This window comes from Aeromicrobium camelliae (assembly GCF_003850045.1).
GTDB lineage: Bacteria > Actinomycetota > Actinomycetes > Propionibacteriales > Nocardioidaceae > Aeromicrobium > Aeromicrobium camelliae.
Window position 1 is genome coordinate 62563 of the sequence record NZ_RQJX01000014.1, and the last position, 17831, is coordinate 80393.

A 17831-nucleotide genomic window follows, 5' to 3' on the forward strand; every position below is an offset into this window, starting at 1 on the left:
TCTGCTCATGAGCATTTCGGCACCCCGCCGGTCCACGTCGGCGCTCGATGCCGTCCGTCAGGTGCTCTCGCGCCCGCTCGCGTCGTACCAGATCGTCCTCGGGCTCACGGCGATCCTGCTCGGCCTCGGCCTCATCATGGTCCTGAGCGCGAGCTCGGTCTACGCCTTGCGCCTGTTCGACAACTCCTTCTACATCGTCACCCGGCAGGCGGTCTTCGCCGTGCTGGGTGTCCTCGGCTTCGTCGCCGTGCTGCGTTTGCCCTGGAACGTCCTGCGCGCCCTGATGCGGCCCGCCCTGCTCGGCACGGTCGTGCTCATCGGCCTGACCTTCACCCCGCTCGGCGTCGAGATCAACGGCAACCGCAACTGGCTGCCGCTGTTCGCCGGCGTCAGCGTCCAGCCGTCCGAGCTCGCCAAGCTGGCGCTCGTGCTGTGGATCGCGGATCTCTACGCGCGGCGGTACAAGTACCTCGGAACCCCGCGGTACATCCTCACGCCCATGGTGCCCGTGGCCGGCGCGGTCGCCGCGCTCGTCGTGGCGCAGAAGGACCTCGGCACCGCTCTCGTGCTGTTCGCCGTCATCGTGGGCATGCTGTGGGTCGCCGGGCTGCCGGGCCGCCACATGTGGTTCATGGTGCTGGCGCTCGGCGTCCTGCTCATCTTCTTCGTCGCCACGGCACCGCACCGCATCACCCGACTGCTCAGCTTCCTCGACCCCACCGCCGACCCCGAGGGTGCCGGCCACCAGTCGATCAAGGCCATGATGGCGTTCGCCCGGGGCGGTTTCTGGGGCGTCGGGCTCGGCGGCAGCCGGCAGAAGTGGGGGGCGCTGCCCGAGGCGCACAACGACTTCATCCTCGCCGTGATCGGCGAAGAGCTCGGCCTGGCCGGCACGCTGGTGCTGTTGAGCCTGTTCGGCATGCTGGGCTTCGTCGGCTTCCGGATCGCCATGCGCAGCCGCGACCGCTTCGCGCGGTACGCCGCGGCCGGCATCACGATCTGGTTGCTGTCGCAGGCCATCATCAACGTCGGCATGGTGCTCGGCCTGCTGCCGGTCATCGGCATCCCGTTGCCGCTCATCTCGTACGGAGGTTCCAGCCTGCTCGCGACGCTCGTGGGACTCGGGGTCCTGGCCAAGTGCGCCACGACCGAGCCCGGCGCGGCTCAAGCACTGGCGGCCAGCCGCCGCCAGCGCCGTCGCGGCAGCAAGAAGTAGACGATGACGATGCGCGTTCTCCTCGCCGGCGGCGGAACCGCCGGCCACACATCCCCCTTGCTCGCGACCGCAGCGGTGCTGCGCGAGTCCGGCGACACGATCGTCTGCCTCGGCACCCCCCGGGGTCTGGAGGTCGAGCTCATCCCGCGCGCCGGGTACGAGCTCGAACTCGTCCCGCCGGTCCCGCTGCCGCGGCGGCCCAACGCCGATCTCGTGAAGCTGCCGGTCCGGCTGCGCTCGACGGTCAAGGCGACGCTCGCCGTGCTCGACACGGTGCGACCCGACGTGGTCGTCGGCTTCGGCGGCTACGTCTCTGTGCCCGCATACCTGGCCGCGCGGCGGCGACGCCTCCCCATCGTCGTCCACGAAGGCAACGCGCTGCCGGGGATCGCCAACAAGCTCGGCGCACGCTTCACGACGCACGTCGCCACGAGCTTCCCCGACACCGAACTCCCGCACGGTGAGTACCTCGGCCTGCCGATCCGCCGTGAGATCGCGACGCTCGACCGCGCGGCACGCCGCGCTGAGGCACGCGCCTTCTTCGAACTCGACCCGGACCTCCCGACGATCCTGGTCACTGGTGGATCGCAAGGTGCGCGACGTATCAACCAGGCGATGGCAGCAGCCGCTCCGGCGCTCGCCGCGGCCGGCGTGCAGGTGCTTCACGCGGCCGGCCGTCCCGAGGAGGTCCCCGTCGAGACCGCCCCCGGACAGCCGCCGTACCGCGTGCTCAACTTCATCGACCGCATGGATCTCGCCTACGCAGCGGCCGACTTCACCGTCTGCCGCTCCGGCGCCAACACGGTCACCGAGGTCGCCGCCGTCGGGCTGCCCGCGGCGTTCGTCCCATTGCCGATCGGCAACGGCGAGCAGGCGCTCAACGCGCATCCGGTCGTCGAGGCCGGAGGCGGTCTCCTCATCGACGACGCAGCCTTCACCGCGGCCTGGGTCGAGAACGCCGTCATCCCGCTGGTCGGCGACGCGACCCGCCTGGCCGAGATGTCGCGTGCCGCATCCGACATCGTCCGCGCGGACGCCGCCGAGCGGCTGGCCGCGATGATCCACGCAGCGGGGGAGAGCCGGTGAGGATCCCGTTCCCGGACGAGGTGCTCCCCGCCGAACAGCTCGGCACCGTGCACTTCGTCGGCATCGGTGGTGCGGGGCTGTCGGCCATCGCTCGGATCATGGCGCAGCGCGGTGTCGTCGTGCAGGGATCGGACGCCCGCCACTCGGCGGTCATCGAGGCCCTGCGAGCCGAGGGCATCACGTGCTTCGTCGGCCAGGACGCTGCTCATCTCGACGGCGTCGACACCGTCGTGGCGAGCACGGCGGTGCGCGAGGACAATCCCGAGATCGTCGCTGCACGTGCGCGCGGACTGCGGCTCTGGCCCCGCTCGGCGGGGCTCACCTCGCTCATGACCCCGCCGATCACCACGGTCGCGGTCGCCGGGACCCACGGCAAGACCACCACGACGGGCATGCTCACGTGCGCCCTCGTGGGTGCGGGCGCGGACCCCTCGTTCGCGATCGGCGCCGAAGTGCCGGCGCTCGGGACGAACGCACGCGCCGGTGCGGATCCGGTCTTCGTCGTCGAGGCCGACGAGAGCGACGGAGCGTTCCTGCACTATGCGCCCTCCGGCGCGATCGTCACCAACATCGACGCCGACCACCTCGACATGTGGGGCAGCGTCGAGGCCTACGAACAGGCCTTCGATGACTTCGTCGCGACGGTCGGCGACTTCCTGGTCGTCAACACCGAGGACCCCGGCGCCGAAAGGATCGCCGACCGAGCCCGCGCCGCCGGCCTGCGGGTCGTCACGGTGGGGTTCGCCCCCGCCGTCGCGGACATCGCCGGTGCCGAGCTTCGCGTGGACGGCACTACGACCCGGCTGCGCGTCGTCGTGGAGGGCGACACGCACGAGCTCGAGCTGCTGGTCCCAGGGCGGCATTACGCCCTCGATGCGCTGCTCGCCCTCGGGGCCGGCCGGGCCCTCGGGTATCCGGTGGCCCCGCTCATCGCCGGGCTGGGCACCTTCCGCGGTGCCGCGCGCCGCATGGAGTACAAGGGCGAGGCCGGAGGAGTCCGGGTCTACGACTCGTATGCGCATCACCCCACCGAACTCGCCGCCGACTTAGCGGCCGCACGGGCGGTCGCGGGTGAATCGCGCCTCGTCGCGGTGTTCCAGCCGCATCTCGTGAGCCGCACCCGGATCTTCGGCGGCCAGATGGGGGAGGCGCTCTCGCTCGCCGACGAGGTCGCCGTGCTCGACATCTACCTCGCGCGCGAGGACCCCGACCCCGAGGTCACCTCCCAGCTCATCGTCGACGCGGTCGCCGGACCGCCCGCACGCGTCGTCGGGTCGGTCGCCGCTGCGCCCGCCGCGGTGGCGTCGTCGGTGCGACCCGGCGACGTGGTCGTCACGCTGGGCGCCGGGGACGTCACCGAGGTCGGGCCCGCGCTGCTGTCGCTGCTGGAGCAGCCCGGTGAGTGACGCCTTCGCGGCCAAGCTCAAGCAACGCCGCCGGCGCCGGTGGATTCGCGTCGTGTTCGCCGTCCTCGTCGTCGCGATGATCGGCGCCGGCGTGTGGGCCGTCTGGTTCTCGGGCCTGCTGGTCGCCCAGAAGGTCCGGGTCACGGGCATCGAGCACCTCACCGAGGAGCAGGTGCTCCAGGCAGCGGAGGTGCCGCTGAACACGCCGCTGGCGCGGCTCGACACCGAGGCGATCGAAGGACGGGTGAGCGAACTCGCGCCGGCGCGCCGGGTCGAGGTCTCGCGCTCGTGGCCCGAGACCGTCGTCATCACGGTGACCGAACGGACCCCGTCGGCATGGGTGAGCCGGGACAACCGTCCGTGGGAAGTCGACGCCCAGGGAGTCATCTTCCTCCCGGTCGACTCGCCCGAGGCCGGGCTGCCAGAGCTGCGCGTCGACGCCGACGACGCTGACGTCGTCGCGGCGGCCGCGCGCGTCGCGCACGACCTGCGCGACACCGACCCGGCGCTCGCGGGTCAGGTGGCCGCGATCAGTGCCGAGACGCAAGACTCGGTCGAACTCGCTCTCCTCGACGGACGCGCCGTGGTGTGGGGGAGCGCGGAGGACCCGGGACCCAAGATCCGCGTCCTCAAGGTCCTGCTGGACGTCCCCGCGGCGGTCTACGACGTGAGTGTTCCGACGCGCCCGACGACGCGCGACTGAATTGACCGACGGCGCGCGGCGTGTTGGCCGTACTCGTCCTCGTGATCGGCCTAGAGTCATGTCATGTCACGAGGTTGACATAACTATAAGCCTCTACCTCAGGGTTAAGGTTTCGGGTCTCGGCCCCACGAGAGCATTCACGAGCGAAGGGCAAGCAGCATGGCGGTTCAGAACTACCTCGCGGTGATCAAGGTCGTCGGCATCGGCGGTGGCGGCGTCAACGCCGTCAACCGCATGATCGAGGTCGGCCTCAAGGGTGTCGAGTTCATCGCCATCAACACCGACGCACAGGCACTGCTGATGAGCGACGCCGACGTCAAGCTCGACGTCGGTCGCGACTCCACGCGCGGGCTGGGCGCCGGCGCCAACCCCGAGATCGGTCAGAAGGCCGCGGAGGACCACGCCGACGAGATCGAGGCGGCGCTCAAGGGCGCCGACATGGTCTTCGTCACCGCGGGGGAGGGCGGCGGCACCGGTACCGGTGGCGCGCCCGTCGTCGCTCGCATCGCGCGTTCGCTCGGCGCGCTGACGATCGGCGTCGTGACCCGGCCGTTCAAGTTCGAGGGCCGTAACCGCTCCAACCAGGCCGACCACGGCATCCAGCGGCTGCGTGAAGAGGTCGACACCCTCATCGTCATCCCGAACGACCGGCTGCTGTCGATCAGCGACCAGAACGTCAGCCTCCTCGACTCCTTCCGCCAGGCCGACCAGGTGCTCTACCAGGGCGTCTCTGGCATCACCGACCTCATCACGACGCCGGGCCTGATCAACCTCGACTTCGCCGACGTCAAGTCGGTCATGAGCGATGCCGGGTCGGCGCTCATGGGCATCGGTTCGGCCCGCGGGGAGCACCGCGCGGCCGTCGCGGCCGAGATGGCGGTCTCGAGCCCGCTGCTCGAGGCGTCCATCGAAGGCGCTCGCGGCGTGCTGCTGTCGATCGCTGGTGGATCGGACCTCGGCCTCTTCGAGATCAACGAGGCGGCCGGGCTCGTCAGCGACGCGGTCCATCCCGACGCCAACATCATCTTCGGTGCGGTGATCGACGACTCGCTCGGCGACGAGGTGCGCGTCACCGTCATCGCGGCCGGCTTCGATGGCGGCGAGCCCAAGGCGCGCGATGCCTCCCAGCCCGCGCTGCTCAAGGGCGAGGCGCCGCAGCAGAACGCCGCGCCGAGCACGCCGCCCGCGGCCGAGCAGCCCGCGCCGGAGCGCGCCCCGCGCCCCGAACCGAGCAGCCCGGCCCCGACGCCTGAGCCGCGCACTGTCCCCGCCTCGCAGAGCGACTTCAACGACGGCCTCGACGTCCCGGACTTCCTGCGCTGACGGTGTTCTGGTTCCGCGAACGATTCAGTCCGGCCGAGCTGGCCTTCACCGACGGTTCGAGCGATCTCGCGCCGCCCGACGCCGGGCTGCGCGAGATCCCGTCCGCGTTCAATGTTGAACGGGTCGCGATCATGCGTCAGGTCCACGGCGCGGACGTCGCTGTCGCTGATCCGGACGTCGTTCCCACCGCCGACGCACTGATCCTCGACCGCCCGGGTGTCGCCGCCGTCGTCCGGGTGGCCGACTGCGTGCCCATCGTTCTGGCCGACGCCGTCGCCCCGATCGGTGCCGTCGTCCACGCCGGGCGGGTCGGCATGGCCGCCGGGGTCGTCGCCGCAGCGGTCGAGTCCTTGCGCGAACGGGGCGCTGCGCAGCTTCATGCCTGGGTCGGACCCCACGCGTGCGGTCGCTGCTATGAAGTGCCTGAGGACATGGCACAGGAGGTGGACGCACTGGTACCCGGCACCGCGTCCACCACCTCGTGGGGGACGCACTCGCTCGACCTGGGTGCCGGAGTCGCGGCCCAGCTGCGCGCCCTCGACGTTCCCGCGACCACCGTGGGCGGCTGCACGATCGAGGACGAGCGCTTCCACTCCTACCGTCGCCAGGGTGAGGCGGCCGGCCGGTTCGGTGCCGTCCTCGCCCTCCGCGAGCCAGGAGCCGCGGCGTGACGCGCCGTGCCGAGCTCGAGGCACGCCTTGCGCGCGTCGAGCAGGAGATCGCCGACGCCTGTGCCGCCGCGGGGCGTGCGCGCGACGAGATCACGCTCATCGCGGTCACCAAGACCTACCCGGCCGCCGATGTCGCGCTGCTCGCCGGCCTGGGCGTCACCGACGTGGGGGAGAACCGTCACCCGGAGGCGCGCGACAAGCTCGAGGAACTCGACGGGTTGCTGTCCGCAGGCGTGGCCCGGCCGCGGATGCACTTCGTGGGCGGGCTGCAGACCAACAAGGCCGGCGCCGTCGCCCGCTACGCCGATGTCGTGCACAGCGTCGACCGGCCGAAGCTGGCCCGATCGCTGGCGCGCGGCGCGGAGGCGGCGGAGCGGGTGCTGGACTGCCTCGTGCAGGTCGACTTCGGCGGCGACGATGCCGGTCGCGCCGGGGTGCTGCCCGAGGGCGTCGACGAACTGGCCGATCTCGTCGCCGACGCACCCGCCTTGCGGTTACGTGGCGTCATGACCGTGGCGCCGCTGGGGGAGGACCCCGAACCGCACTTCGCTCACCTCGCCGAGATCGCCGATGGGCTGCGTGCTCGCCACGCCTCGGCCGACATGATCTCGGCGGGCATGAGCGGGGACTTCGCCGCCGCGGTGCGCCACGGCGCGACACACCTGCGCATCGGGCGTTCGATCCTCGGTGAACGGCCCCCGCTGCAGTAACCTCGCACTAGACCATCTCGCAACGACACTGACGGAGTAGCCATGGCAGGCGCAATGCGGAAAGTCGGAGAGTATCTCGGCCTCGTCGAACAGGCCGACTTCGGTTCCGATGAGGACGACTACACCGAGCCCGCACCGGCTCCGGTGCGGACGTCGCCGCGTGCTGTCCAGACGGCTCCTGCTGCCGCGCAGCAGACGTTCCGTCCGGCCGTGCGCCCCGTGGCCGACCTGGACCAGCATCGTGCTGCGTCCATGACCGGCGCCGACCTGTCGCGGATCGAGACCGTCACGCCGCACACCTACAACGACGCGCGGACGATCGGCGAGCACTTCCGCTCGGGTGTGCCCGTGATCATGAACCTCTCCGACATCAGCGACGACGACGCCAAGCGACTCGTCGACTTCGCCGCCGGGCTGGTCTTCGCGGTGCGCGGCTCCCTCAACCGGATCACGGCCAAGGTCTTCCTGTTGTCCCCGGAGAGCATCATGGTCTCCGAAGAGGACAAGCAGGCCATCGTTGCCGGTGGCTTCTACAACCAAAGTTGATACATGGCAGCCGTAGGCGACGCGATCTGGATCGTCATCCAGATCGCCATCTGGCTCGTCATCGCTCGTTTCATCGTCGACTGGGTTCAGGTGCTGGCCCGTCAATGGCGGCCCACGGGCTTCGTCGCGGTGATCTGCGAGGCGATCTACACCGTGACCGATCCGCCGCTGCGCGCCCTGCGCAAGGTGATCCCGCCCGTGCGCCTCGGCCAGGTCATGCTGGACCTGTCGCCGATGGTGCTCCTCATCGTCCTGATCATCCTGCAGGCGGTGCTTCCGCGCCTGTTCTACTAGGCTGATCGCTACATCGTGCCGTCAATGGGCCGGGCGCGTAGCGGCCCTGCACTGCGACAGAGTACGGTGGATATGTTGTGACTGATCGACTTGTGACCACAAACCTAGAGGTGAACCGATGCCGCTGACGCCGGAGGACGTGCGCGAAAAGCGTTTCACAGCCGTGAGGCTGCGTGAAGGCTATGACATGGGCGAGGTCGATCAGTTCCTCGACGAGGTCGAAGCCGAACTCGAACGCTTGCTCGCCGAGAACGCCGAGCTGCGCAGCAAGCTCGAGAGCGCGGGCGGCCCGGCCGCCACCCCGGCTGCCGAGCAGACCCGCTTGCAGGTGAGCCAGCCGGCCGAGCCGGTCAAGGCTCCCGAGCCGGAGCCCGAGCCCGAGCCCGAGCCGGTCAAGGCCCCCGAGTCGGCGCCGGTGCCCGAGGCGCCCAAGGTCACGACGGTCAGCGAGGCGTCGGTTGCGGCGGCCCGTCTGCTGGAGATCGCATCCACCAACGCCGACCAGCTCATGGAGTCGGCGAAGGAGGAGGCCGACAAGCTCCTCACCGACGCGCGCACCGAGGCCGAGCGCCTCGAGACCGAGTCCAAGGAGAAGGCCGAGCGCCTCGAGGCGGTCGCCCGCATGCGGGCTCACAAGCTCGACGAAGAGACCAACCAGCGTCGTCAGCAGGCCCTCGCCGACATCGAGCGTCAGCGCCAGGAGCTGCAGACCGAGGTCGACCACCTGCGTGCCTACGAGCGCGAGTACCGCGCGCGGCTCAAGGCGTACTTCGAGAACCAGCTCAAGCAGCTCTCGGAGCAGGAGAACATCGAGCCCACCTCGCAGGTGCGCCGCGGCGGCAACCGCATCCTCGCGGCCGACGACATCGCGTCGACGCCGGTCGAGGGCGACAAGAGCTGACACTCCCACGTCCGACGAGAGCGGCCCCCCACCATCTGGTGGGGGGCCGCTCTCGTATGCCGGTGCTCCCGGCTCGGACTCAGACCCGGCCGAGCGCGAAGGTGACGTCGAGGTCGGCGTCACGCACCGCGTCCTCGGCGCCGGTCACCGAGGCGTCCTCGTCCAGGGACGTGGCCAGCACCTCGTCGGCGATCGACGCCGCGTGAGCACGCACAGCCTCCGCGGTCGCCGAGCCCGCTGTCCACCGGACGGCGATGCGGTCGGTGATCTCCAGGCCGGCGTTCTTGCGTGCCTCCTGCAGGGCACGGACGATCTCTCGGGCGACGCCGGCCTGGCGCAGCTCGTCGTCGAGGTCGAGGTCGAGCGCGACGGTCTCGCCCTGTTCATTGACGACCGCCCATCCCTCACGCGGGCGCTCCGACACGATGACGTCGTCGGGGCCGATCTCGGCGTCCTCGCCCTCGACCGAGAGCGTCAGTGTGGTGCCGGCCGTGGACATGGCGGCGATCTGTGCGGGGTCGGCCGCAGCGATCGCCGCAGCGACCTTCGGGGTCTGCTGACCGAAGCGCTTGCCGAGGGCACGGAAGTTCGCCTTGGCGGTGTAGTCGACGAGATCGCCCCCTGCTGCCGCGAGCGACTCCACGTCACGGACGTTGAGCTCCTCGCACACCTCGGCACGCAGGTCCTCGCCGAGTGCGTCGTAGTGGGCCGACCCGACGAGCGCACGGCGCAAGGGCTGGCGCGTACGGATCTTGGCCTCCGCCCGTGCGGCGCGGCCGAGTTCGGTCACGCGGCGGGCGAGCTCGACGCGTTCGGCCAGCCCCTCCTCGATGAGCGCGGTATCGGCGGCCGGCCACGTGGCCAGGTGCACCGAGCGCGGAGCCTCCGGTGTCACGGGAACGATGAGGTCCTGCCACACCCGCTCGGCGATGAACGGAACGAGGGGAGCGAGCAGCCGGGTGACGACTTCGAGCACCTCGTGCAACGTCGCGAGCGCGGCGGTGTCGCCCCGCCAGAACCGCTTACGTGAGCGGCGCACGTACCAGTTCGAGAGATCGTCGACGAAGGTCGCCAGCTGCTGGCCCGCGCCCTGGGTGTCGAAGTCCTCGAGGGCCGACGTCACGCTCTCGACGAGCCGGTGGGTCTGGGAGACCAGCCAACGATCGAGCACGGGTCGGTCGGCGACGGCCGGAGCGTCGCCGGACTGCGGCGTCCATCCTTCGGCGCGAGCGTAGAGCGCCTGGAAGGCGACGGTGTTCCAGTAGGTCAGCAGCACCTTGCGGACGATCTCGGTGAGCGCGGTGTCGCCGATGCGCCGCGCGGACCACGGCGAGCCCGAGCACGCCATGAACCAGCGCAGAGCGTCGGCTCCGTGCTCGTCCATGAGCGGCATGGGCAACAGGATGTTGCCCAGGTGCTTGCTCATCTTCTTGCCGTCCTCGGCCAGGATGTGGCCGAGGCACACGACGTTCTCGTAGCTGTTGTGGCCGAACACCAGCGTGCTGACGGCCATGAGCGAGTAGAACCAGCCACGGGTCTGGTCGATCGCCTCGCAGATGTACTGGGCCGGGAACGCCTGCTCGAAGCGCTCCTTGGAACCGGGCACGTGCGGGTAGCCCCACTGCGCGAACGGCATCGAGCCGGAGTCGAACCAGGCGTCGATGACCTCCGGCACGCGGCGGTAGGTACCGGGCTCACCGTCGATCGTGAACGTGACGTCGTCGATGTACGGCCGGTGCGGGTCCAGCTCGGACAGGTCCCGGCCCGTGAGCTCCGAGAGCTGCGCCAGCGACTCGACGCACACGAGCTTGGTCGGGTCGGCGTCGTTGCGCCAGATCGGCAGGGGAGTGCCCCAGTACCGATTGCGCGAGAGTGCCCAGTCGATGTTGTTCTCGAGCCAGTCGCCGTAGCGGCCGTGCTTGACGGTGTCCGGGTACCAGGTCGTGGCCTCGTTGGCCGCGAGCAGCTCGTCCTTGCGGGCGGTGGTGCGCACGTACCAGGCCGGGAGAGCGAAGTACATGAGCGGCGTATGACAGCGCCAGCAGTGCGGGTACGAGTGTTCGTAGTCGAGCTTGGCGAACAGCAGGCCGCGCTCACGCAGCGAATCGACGAGCGCCGCGTCGGCGTCCTTGAAGAACTGGCCGCCGACGAGCGGCACGCCCGCCTCGAAGTGGCCGTCGTTGGTGATCGGGTTGACCACGGGAAGCCCGTACGAGCGGCAGACCGCCATGTCGTCGGCACCGAAGGCCGGCGACTGGTGCACCAGCCCCGTGCCGTCGTCGGTCGTCACGTACTCGGCGACGACCACGAAGTGCGCCGACTCGGGGAACTCGACGAACTCGAAGGGGCGCTGGTAGGTCCAGCGCTCCATCTCGCGGCCGATGATCCGCTCTCCGATGGTCCAGTCGTCGCCCAGGGCGGCCGCCACGAGCGGTTCGGCCACGACGACACGGTCGTCGCCGCGGCTCGCCACGACGTAGGTCACCTCCGGGTGGACCGCGACCGCGGTGTTGGAGACGAGCGTCCAGGGCGTGGTGGTCCAGACCAGCAGGTCGGTGCCCTCCCACGGTCCGCTCGTGAGCGGGAAACGCACGTAGACCGAAGGGTCGACCACGGTCTCGTATCCCTGCGCGACCTCGTGGTCCGACAGCGTCGTGCCGCAGCGCGGGCAGTAGGGCGCGACCCGGTAATCCTCGGCCAGCAGTCCCTGCTCGAAGATGCGCGAGAGCGCCCACCACACGCTCTGGACGTACTCGGTGTCCATCGTGCGGTAGGGCTCGCGCATGTCGACCCAGTAGCCCATGCGGTCGGTCATCTCTTCGAACTGGTCGACGTTGCGCTGGACGGCCTCACGGCAGCGCGCGTTGAACTCGGCGATACCGAACGCCTCGATGTCGGGCTTGCCGCCCAGGCCCAGTTCCTTCTCGACGGCGATCTCCACCGGAAGGCCGTGGCAGTCCCAGCCGGCCTTGCGGTCCACGTGGTAGCCCTGCATGGTCTTGAAGCGGGGGAAGACGTCCTTGAAGACGCGCGCCTCCACGTGGTGCGTCCCGGGAGTGCCGTTGGCTGTCGGGGGGCCCTCATAGAAGGTCCAGCGGGGTGCATCGGCGGGGGTGTCGAGCGAGGCGGCGAAAACCGCGTTCTCACGCCAGAAATCGAGAATCTCGCGCTCCATGGCCGGAAGCTCGATCTGCGCGGGCACCCGGCGGTAGAGGGCAGCGGATTCTGACGATGTCGAGGCGTGTGAGGTCACGCGGTCGATTCTACGGATCCAGAACTTGCCACCGGGGCGCGGTCGGTCTACTGTCCCGGCATGCCCAGTACGACGTTGGCGGTCCGCGCGGACGAAGATCCGTGGACGGACGAAGAGATCGAGCAGGTTCACACCGAGCTGCTCGGTGACATCGAGCGCCTTGCCGCCGAGCTCAAGACCTCGGCGGTCGAATTGCGCGAGATGCTGGCCGCCGGCGTGGACGGTGCCGGCAACGACCAGGCCGACGTGGGCTCCAACAGCCTCGAGCGCGACGCCGAGATGTCACTCGCCGCGAACCAGCAGGTCCTGCTCATCCAGACCGAGAAGGCGCTCGAGCGTCTCGAGGACGGAAGCTACGGAATCTGCGAGAACTGCGGGGAGCCGATCGGCAAGCTGCGGCTCATGGCTTTCCCCCGTGCGACACTATGCATGGAATGCAAGAGGAAAGAGGAGCGTCGCTGAGTTCGTCAGCGGACGCCACAGCGCCCCGCCGGTCACGGATCGGTCTGTTCGCGATCGTCGCGGTCCTGGTCTGGACCCTCGATCAGGTCACCAAGATCCTCGCGGTCGCCTATCTCGAGGGGCAGGACCGCGTCACCGTCATCCCCGGCCTGCTGTGGCTGACGTTCCTGCGCAACCCCGGTGCGGCGTTCGGTGCCGGGGCCGAGTTCACCATCGTGATCAGCATCGTCGCGATCACCGCGAGCGTCGTGCTGATCGTCATGGCCCGCAAGCTGCGCGACCGCTGGTGGGCCGTCGCGTTCGGGTTCTTCCTTGCGGGCGCCACGGGCAACCTCGCCGACCGCATCTTCCGCGAGCCTGGGGCGCTGCACGGCCACGTCGTCGACTTCCTGCAGCTGCCCAACTGGCCGGTCTTCAACGTCGCCGACATCTCGCTCAACGTGGCCGCGGTGATGATCGTCATCCGCGCCTTCCAGGGCATCGGCATCGACGGGACCCGCGAGGAACGGCGCCCCAAGGGCGGTGAGCGGGCATGACTGAGAGCCGATCGGTGTACGTGCCCGAAGGGTTGGCCGGCGAGCGCGTCGACGTCGCCCTGGCCCGGCTGTTCGGCCTGTCGCGCTCGCGCGCCGGCGAGCTCATCGCCGAGGGGCTCGTCCTGCTCGACGGCGTACCGCCGGCCAAGTCCGAGCGCGTCGACAGCGGCGTGCTGCTGGAGGCCGAGATCCCTGCCGCCCGTACCGCCGAGGTCGTCGCCGAGGTCGTCGAGGGCATGTCGATCGTGTTCCAGGACGACGACATCGTCGTGGTCGACAAGCCGATCGGGGTCGCGGCGCACCCGAGCGTCGGCTGGGAGGGGCCGACCGTGTCAGGTCACCTGGCCGGGGCGGGGGTCCGCATCTCGACCTCAGGCGCTCCGGAGCGGCAGGGCATCGTCCAGCGGCTCGACGTCGGCACGAGCGGGCTGATGGTCGTGGCGAAGTCCGAGGCCGCCTACTCGGTGCTCAAGCAGGCGTTCCGCGACCGCACGGTCGACAAGACCTACCACGCGCTCGTGCAGGGGCACCCTGATCCGCACACCGGCACGATCGACGCGCCGATCGCTCGGCACCCCAAGCACGACTTCAAGTTCACGGTGCGTTCGGACGGCCGCCCCAGCGTGACCCACTACGACACGCTCGAGGCGCACCGGTACGCGTCGTTGCTGACGATCAAACTGGAGACCGGTCGCACCCACCAGATCCGTGTGCACATGAGCGCCCTCAAGCACCCGTGCGTCGGCGATCTGCAGTACGGGGCCGATCCGACACTCGCGGCCAAGGTGGGACTGGAACGGCAGTGGCTCCACGCAGTCCGGCTCGGGTTCATCCATCCCCGCAGCGGCGAGTACGTGGAGTTCGAGTCGCCCTACCCGCCCGACCTCCAGCACGCCCTCGACGTGGTGCGCGACCTCTCCTGACCCGGGTGTGCGACACGGTGCGCGCGGACCGCAGTGACAGAATGACGCCATGAGTCCAGTGGTGCGGCAGTCGGAGAAGTTGCGCGATGTCCTGTACGACATCCGCGGACCCGTCAGCGCGCGTGCGGCGGCGCTGGAGGCCGAGGGGCACCGGATCCTCAAGCTCAACATCGGCAACCCTCAGCCTTTCGGCTTCGACGCGCCCTCAGAGATCCTCCAGGACGTGATCGCCGGGCTGCCCACCTCCGCCGGATACTCCGACTCGCGTGGCATCCAGTCGGCGCGCCGGGCCGTGGTGCACCACTACCAGCTGCAGGAGGGCTTCCCGGCCATCGACATCGATGACGTCTGGCTGGGTAACGGCGTGTCCGAGCTGATTCAGATCGCGCTGCAGGCACTGCTCAACAATGGGGACGAGGTGCTCATCCCCGCGCCGGACTACCCGCTGTGGACGGCCGTGACCAACCTCGCCGGCGGCGTGCCCGTGCACTACCTCTGCGACGAGGAGAACGGCTGGAATCCGGACCTGGAGGATCTCGAGTCGAAGATCACCGACCGGACCCGGGCCATCGTCGTCATCAACCCGAACAACCCGACCGGCGCGGTGTACAGCCGCGAGACGCTCACCGCGATCGCCGAATTCGCCCGCAAGCACGATCTCGTGCTGATGGCCGATGAGATCTACGACAAGATCCTGTACGACGACGCGGTGCACATCCCGCTGGCGAGCGTGGCGCCCGACGTCCTCACGCTGACCTTCAACGGACTGTCCAAGGCGTACCGGGTGTGCGGGTATCGCTCGGCGTGGCTCGTCGTCACCGGTCCGCTGGAGCGCGCCCAGGACTACCTCGAGGGCATCACGCTGCTGGCCTCGATGCGGTTGTGTCCCAACGTGCCCGCGCAGAACGCCATCCAGGTCGCGTTAGGCGGCTACCAGTCGATCAAGGAACTGATCCTGCCCGGAGGGCGGCTGCTCGAGCAGCGCGACACCGCCGTCGAGGAGTTGCGCAAGATCCCCGGGGTCAGTGTCGTGACGCCGCGCGGGGCCCTGTACGCGTTCCCTCGACTCGACCCCGAGGTGTACCCGGTGAAGGACGACCAGCAGCTGGCGCTCGACCTGCTCACGAGCGAGAAGATCCTCATCACCCAGGGCACCGGCTTCAATTGGCCGCGCCCGGACCACCTGCGCATCGTGACGCTGCCGTGGGCGCGCGATCTGGCCGAGGCCATCCAGCGGCTGGGCAACTTCCTCAGCAGCTACCGTCAGGCCTGAGGGCCGCGCAACGCATCGAGCGATCCGGCGACCACGCCGGCGATGACCGCCTCGACGACGTTGCGCCCGAGCTGGTCGACCACCACGCGTTCCTGATCGCGCAGCGGCCCGCGGGCCACGAGGTCGGCGAAGCCGTGCACGGAGCCCCAGCACGCCCACTCGGCACCCGGGCGGCGGTCGGGGGAGAGCACCCCGGTGGCGACCATCGCGTCGAGCGATTCCATGAGGAGTTCGAAGGGTCCAGGCGCGTCGTCGGGGGTGGCGGTCGGATCGTCCGGCATCGAGAACGCGAGGTCGAACCATCCCGGTTCGTCGAGCGCGAACCGGATGTAGCCCAGCCCTACGCCCCGCAGCCGCTGCACCGCCGTCTCCGCCGCGGGGAGGTCCGTGCCGAGTTCCGCGATCGTGGCGAGCATGGTGTCGGCCAGCGCGCGCCGGGTGCGGCGCGCGGTGTCGCGGCGCAAGTGGTCGTGATCGGTGAAATGGCGGTAGGCCGCGGTCGCGGAGACGCCCGCTTCTCGCGTGACCGCGCGCAGCGTGAGCGCAGCCGCACCGCCTGCCCGCGAGAGCCGCAGTCCGGCGTCGATGAGCGCCTCGGGAAGCTCTCCGTGGTGGTACGGGCGGTCCGCTGTCGTCACTCGTTGATTCCTGTCAGTGGCGATGTGTACGTTGTCAACATTACCCGCTCACGTGACGGAGGAGACCTCATGGGCGACATGATCCAGGCGGAGGGCCTGGTCAAGCGGTACGGAGACGTCGAGGCGCTCGCGGGCCTCGACTTGCGGGTGCCGCAGGGCACCGTGCTCGGTCTGCTCGGTCCCAACGGGGCGGGCAAGACCACCGCGGTGCGCATCCTGACGACGCTGCTCAAGCCCGACGCGGGCACGGCGGAGGTCGCGGGCGTGGACGTGCTCGCGGACCCCAACGGCGTCCGTGAACGCATCGGCCTGTCCGGTCAGTACGCCGCGGTGGACGAGCATCTGACGGGGTTCGAGAACCTGCAGATGGTCGGCCGTCTCTACGGTATGAGCGCCAAACGAGCCGGTGCTCGGGCTCGTGAGCTGCTCGAGCGCTTCGACCTCGCGGACGCTGCCGACCGGCCGTCCAAGACCTACTCCGGAGGTATGCGGCGCCGGCTCGACCTCGCGGGTGCGCTCGTCGCCGAACCGCCGGTACTCGTGCTGGACGAGCCCACCACAGGTCTCGACCCGCGCAGTCGGCAGCAGATGTGGGACGTCATCGAGGAACTCGTCGCGTCGGGCGCCACGTTGCTGCTGACGACGCAGTACCTGGAGGAGGCGGACCTGCTCGCCGACGACATCATCGTCATCGACAAGGGCCGCGCGATCGCCCAGGGAACGGCCGACCAGCTCAAGTCGCAGACCGGCGGCGAGCGCATCGAGATGGTCGTCGCCAAGGACGAGCGGGTCGACGAGGCGGCGAGCATCCTCGCCGAACTCGCCCGCGGCGAGGTGCGGCGTCGCGACCGCGGCCTGTCCGCGGCGGTCAGCGGTGACGGCGCGCGTCAACTCATGGCGGTGCTCCAGCGCCTGGAGTCCGCCGGTATCGAGGTCCTCGACGTCGGTCTGCGCCGCCCCACGCTCGACGACGTCTTCCTGGCTCTGACCGGCCACGAGGCCGACCACGAGCCCACCGAGAACGAGCCGGAGAAGGAGACCGTCCGATGAGCATGGTCCGTGTCGCCACCGACGGGTGGGTCGTCGCCAAGCGCAACCTCATCAAGATCAAGCGCGTGCCGGAGATCATGGTCTTCGTCCTCATGTCGCCGATCATGTTCGTGCTGCTGTTCGCGTACGTGTTCGGCGGCGCGATCGACGCAGGTCCGGGCCTGGATTACAAGGAGTTCCTCATCGGCGGCATCTTCGCCCAGACCGTCGTTTTCGGGGCGACGTACTCCGGTGCCGCGCTCGCCGAGGACATGCAGAAGGGGTTCATCGACCGGTTCCGGTCCCTGCCGATGGCGCGGTCCGCCGTGCTGGTCGGACGCACCACGTCCGACGTCGTGTACAACGTCGTATCGCTCGTCGTCATGGCGCTCACCGGTCTGCTGGTCGGCTGGCGGGCACGTGGCTCGATCCTGGAGACGATCGCGGCGTTCGCGCTGCTGCTGCTGTTCGCCTACGCGATCAGCTGGGTGATGGCCTACATCGGCCTGCTGGTCCCGAGCGTCGATGTCATCAACAACGCCTCCTTCATGGTGATCATGCCCTTGACCTTCGTCTCCAACGCCTTCGTGCCGTTGGAGTCGTTCCCCTCCGGACTCCAGACGGTCGTGGAGTGGAATCCGGTCTCGGCCATCACGCAGGCGGTGCGCGAGCTGTTCGGCAACGTTCCTGACGGCATGGCGGTTCCGGACGTGTGGTCGATGCAGAACCCGGCGCTGTACACCCTGGTGTGGGTCGGCATCATCCTGGCCGTCTTCGTGCCGCTCTGCGTCCGTCAGTATCAGCGAGCCTCGTCACGCTGAGCCCGTGGCGAGCCTCGTCGGTTCTGTCAGAGCGCTGGCG

Annotated in this window: 18 protein-coding genes; 16 read left to right on the plus strand and 2 right to left on the minus strand. The window is 69.6% G+C overall.

Annotated elements, in window-relative coordinates; genetic code table 11:
* The first annotated feature begins 7 nt into the window (after nucleotides 1–7).
* From ftsW to EHW97_RS10920, 10 genes are all read left to right on the plus strand, one after another.
* Nucleotides 8–1216 carry a putative lipid II flippase FtsW gene (gene ftsW, locus EHW97_RS10875; protein ID WP_124237192.1) on the plus strand — a complete coding sequence of 403 codons (1209 nt, stop codon included), beginning with the start codon at nucleotides 8–10 and terminating at the stop codon, nucleotides 1214–1216.
* 9 nt (nucleotides 1217–1225) lie between these two features.
* A complete protein-coding gene (gene murG / locus EHW97_RS10880; protein ID WP_124237218.1) occupies nucleotides 1226–2302 on the plus strand; it encodes an undecaprenyldiphospho-muramoylpentapeptide beta-N-acetylglucosaminyltransferase in 1077 nt (358 codons plus the stop codon).
* Nucleotides 2299–3708: a UDP-N-acetylmuramate--L-alanine ligase gene (gene murC, locus EHW97_RS10885; protein WP_124237193.1), complete on the plus strand. Its 1410-nt coding sequence runs from the start codon at nucleotides 2299–2301 to the stop codon at nucleotides 3706–3708. The genes murG and murC overlap by 4 nt, the downstream gene beginning before the upstream one ends.
* Nucleotides 3701–4411 (plus strand): cell division protein FtsQ/DivIB, encoded by a 711-nt coding sequence (locus EHW97_RS10890; protein WP_124237194.1) that lies wholly within the window; start codon nucleotides 3701–3703, stop codon nucleotides 4409–4411. Before murC ends, EHW97_RS10890 begins: the two co-directional genes overlap by 8 nt.
* A 159-nt stretch (nucleotides 4412–4570) precedes the next feature.
* The gene (ftsZ, locus tag EHW97_RS10895; RefSeq protein ID WP_124237195.1) at nucleotides 4571–5734 is read left to right on the plus strand and encodes a cell division protein FtsZ; all 1164 of its coding nucleotides are present in this window, start codon (nucleotides 4571–4573) and stop codon (nucleotides 5732–5734) included.
* Nucleotides 5735–5736: 2 nt separating this feature from the next.
* On the plus strand, nucleotides 5737–6405 hold the full coding sequence (locus EHW97_RS10900) for a purine nucleoside phosphorylase YfiH/LACC1 family protein (protein ID WP_208001996.1): 669 nt from the start codon (nucleotides 5737–5739) through the stop codon (nucleotides 6403–6405).
* Nucleotides 6402–7115, plus strand: coding sequence for a YggS family pyridoxal phosphate-dependent enzyme (locus tag EHW97_RS10905; RefSeq protein WP_124237196.1), 714 nt, complete (start codon nucleotides 6402–6404; stop codon nucleotides 7113–7115). Before EHW97_RS10900 ends, EHW97_RS10905 begins: the two co-directional genes overlap by 4 nt.
* A gap of 42 nt (nucleotides 7116–7157) precedes the next feature.
* The gene (locus EHW97_RS10910; protein WP_124237197.1) at nucleotides 7158–7661 is read left to right on the plus strand and encodes a cell division protein SepF; all 504 of its coding nucleotides are present in this window, start codon (nucleotides 7158–7160) and stop codon (nucleotides 7659–7661) included.
* Nucleotides 7662–7664: 3 nt separating this feature from the next.
* A complete protein-coding gene (locus EHW97_RS10915; protein WP_124237198.1) occupies nucleotides 7665–7955 on the plus strand; it encodes a YggT family protein in 291 nt (96 codons plus the stop codon).
* A 118-nt stretch (nucleotides 7956–8073) separates the two neighbouring features.
* The gene (locus tag EHW97_RS10920) at nucleotides 8074–8856 is read left to right on the plus strand and encodes a DivIVA domain-containing protein (protein ID WP_124237199.1); all 783 of its coding nucleotides are present in this window, start codon (nucleotides 8074–8076) and stop codon (nucleotides 8854–8856) included.
* A gap of 79 nt (nucleotides 8857–8935) precedes the next feature.
* On the opposite strand, the gene ileS is transcribed toward EHW97_RS10920, so the two are convergent.
* A complete protein-coding gene (gene ileS / locus EHW97_RS10925; protein ID WP_279432312.1) occupies nucleotides 8936–12109 on the minus strand; it encodes an isoleucine--tRNA ligase in 3174 nt (1057 codons plus the stop codon).
* A 60-nt stretch (nucleotides 12110–12169) separates the two neighbouring features.
* On the opposite strand from ileS, the gene EHW97_RS10930 reads away from it, so the two are divergent.
* The 4 genes from EHW97_RS10930 to EHW97_RS10945 are packed head-to-tail and all read left to right on the plus strand — an operon-like array spanning nucleotide 12170 to nucleotide 15303.
* Complete coding sequence (locus EHW97_RS10930) at nucleotides 12170–12571, plus strand: TraR/DksA family transcriptional regulator (protein ID WP_124237200.1); 402 nt, start codon at nucleotides 12170–12172, stop codon at nucleotides 12569–12571.
* Nucleotides 12544–13107, plus strand: coding sequence for a signal peptidase II (lspA, locus tag EHW97_RS10935; protein ID WP_243696404.1), 564 nt, complete (start codon nucleotides 12544–12546; stop codon nucleotides 13105–13107). Before EHW97_RS10930 ends, lspA begins: the two co-directional genes overlap by 28 nt.
* Entirely contained in the window at nucleotides 13104–14030 is a 927-nt protein-coding gene (locus EHW97_RS10940) for an RluA family pseudouridine synthase (protein ID WP_124237201.1), read from the plus strand. Before lspA ends, EHW97_RS10940 begins: the two co-directional genes overlap by 4 nt.
* Before the next feature lie 49 nt (nucleotides 14031–14079).
* Nucleotides 14080–15303, plus strand: coding sequence for a pyridoxal phosphate-dependent aminotransferase (locus EHW97_RS10945; protein WP_124237202.1), 1224 nt, complete (start codon nucleotides 14080–14082; stop codon nucleotides 15301–15303).
* Here the strand turns inward: EHW97_RS10945 and EHW97_RS10950 are convergent.
* Nucleotides 15294–15941, minus strand: coding sequence for a TetR/AcrR family transcriptional regulator (locus EHW97_RS10950; RefSeq protein ID WP_124237203.1), 648 nt, complete (start codon nucleotides 15939–15941; stop codon nucleotides 15294–15296). The two genes, EHW97_RS10945 and EHW97_RS10950, sit on opposite strands and share 10 nt — an antisense overlap.
* 69 nt (nucleotides 15942–16010) lie before the next feature.
* Between EHW97_RS10950 and EHW97_RS10955 the strand changes: the two genes are divergently transcribed.
* Together EHW97_RS10955 and EHW97_RS10960 are read left to right on the plus strand one after the other, a co-directional pair.
* Nucleotides 16011–16991, plus strand: a complete 981-nt coding sequence (locus EHW97_RS10955) for an ATP-binding cassette domain-containing protein (RefSeq protein ID WP_124237204.1) — start codon at nucleotides 16011–16013, stop codon at nucleotides 16989–16991.
* Nucleotides 16988–17791 (plus strand): ABC transporter permease, encoded by an 804-nt coding sequence (locus tag EHW97_RS10960; protein ID WP_124237205.1) that lies wholly within the window; start codon nucleotides 16988–16990, stop codon nucleotides 17789–17791. Before EHW97_RS10955 ends, EHW97_RS10960 begins: the two co-directional genes overlap by 4 nt.
* Nucleotides 17792–17831 lie beyond the last annotated feature (40 nt).

Excerpts from the sequence above, each read along its gene's own strand:
- ftsW (WP_124237192.1), top strand. The coding sequence starts at position 8 with ATGAGCATTTCGGCACCCCGCCGGTCCACGTCGGCGCTCGATGCCGTC.
- murG (WP_124237218.1), top strand. The coding sequence starts at position 1,226 with ATGCGCGTTCTCCTCGCCGGCGGCGGAACCGCCGGCCACACATCCCCC.
- ftsZ (WP_124237195.1), top strand. The coding sequence starts at position 4,571 with ATGGCGGTTCAGAACTACCTCGCGGTGATCAAGGTCGTCGGCATCGGC.
- EHW97_RS10910 (WP_124237197.1), top strand. The coding sequence starts at position 7,158 with ATGGCAGGCGCAATGCGGAAAGTCGGAGAGTATCTCGGCCTCGTCGAA.
- EHW97_RS10915 (WP_124237198.1), top strand. The coding sequence starts at position 7,665 with ATGGCAGCCGTAGGCGACGCGATCTGGATCGTCATCCAGATCGCCATC.
- EHW97_RS10920 (WP_124237199.1), top strand. The coding sequence starts at position 8,074 with ATGCCGCTGACGCCGGAGGACGTGCGCGAAAAGCGTTTCACAGCCGTG.
- EHW97_RS10930 (WP_124237200.1), top strand. The coding sequence starts at position 12,170 with ATGCCCAGTACGACGTTGGCGGTCCGCGCGGACGAAGATCCGTGGACG.
- lspA (WP_243696404.1), top strand. The coding sequence starts at position 12,544 with ATGCAAGAGGAAAGAGGAGCGTCGCTGAGTTCGTCAGCGGACGCCACA.
- EHW97_RS10940 (WP_124237201.1), top strand. The coding sequence starts at position 13,104 with ATGACTGAGAGCCGATCGGTGTACGTGCCCGAAGGGTTGGCCGGCGAG.
- EHW97_RS10945 (WP_124237202.1), top strand. The coding sequence starts at position 14,080 with ATGAGTCCAGTGGTGCGGCAGTCGGAGAAGTTGCGCGATGTCCTGTAC.
- EHW97_RS10955 (WP_124237204.1), top strand. The coding sequence starts at position 16,011 with ATGGGCGACATGATCCAGGCGGAGGGCCTGGTCAAGCGGTACGGAGAC.
- EHW97_RS10960 (WP_124237205.1), top strand. The coding sequence starts at position 16,988 with ATGAGCATGGTCCGTGTCGCCACCGACGGGTGGGTCGTCGCCAAGCGC.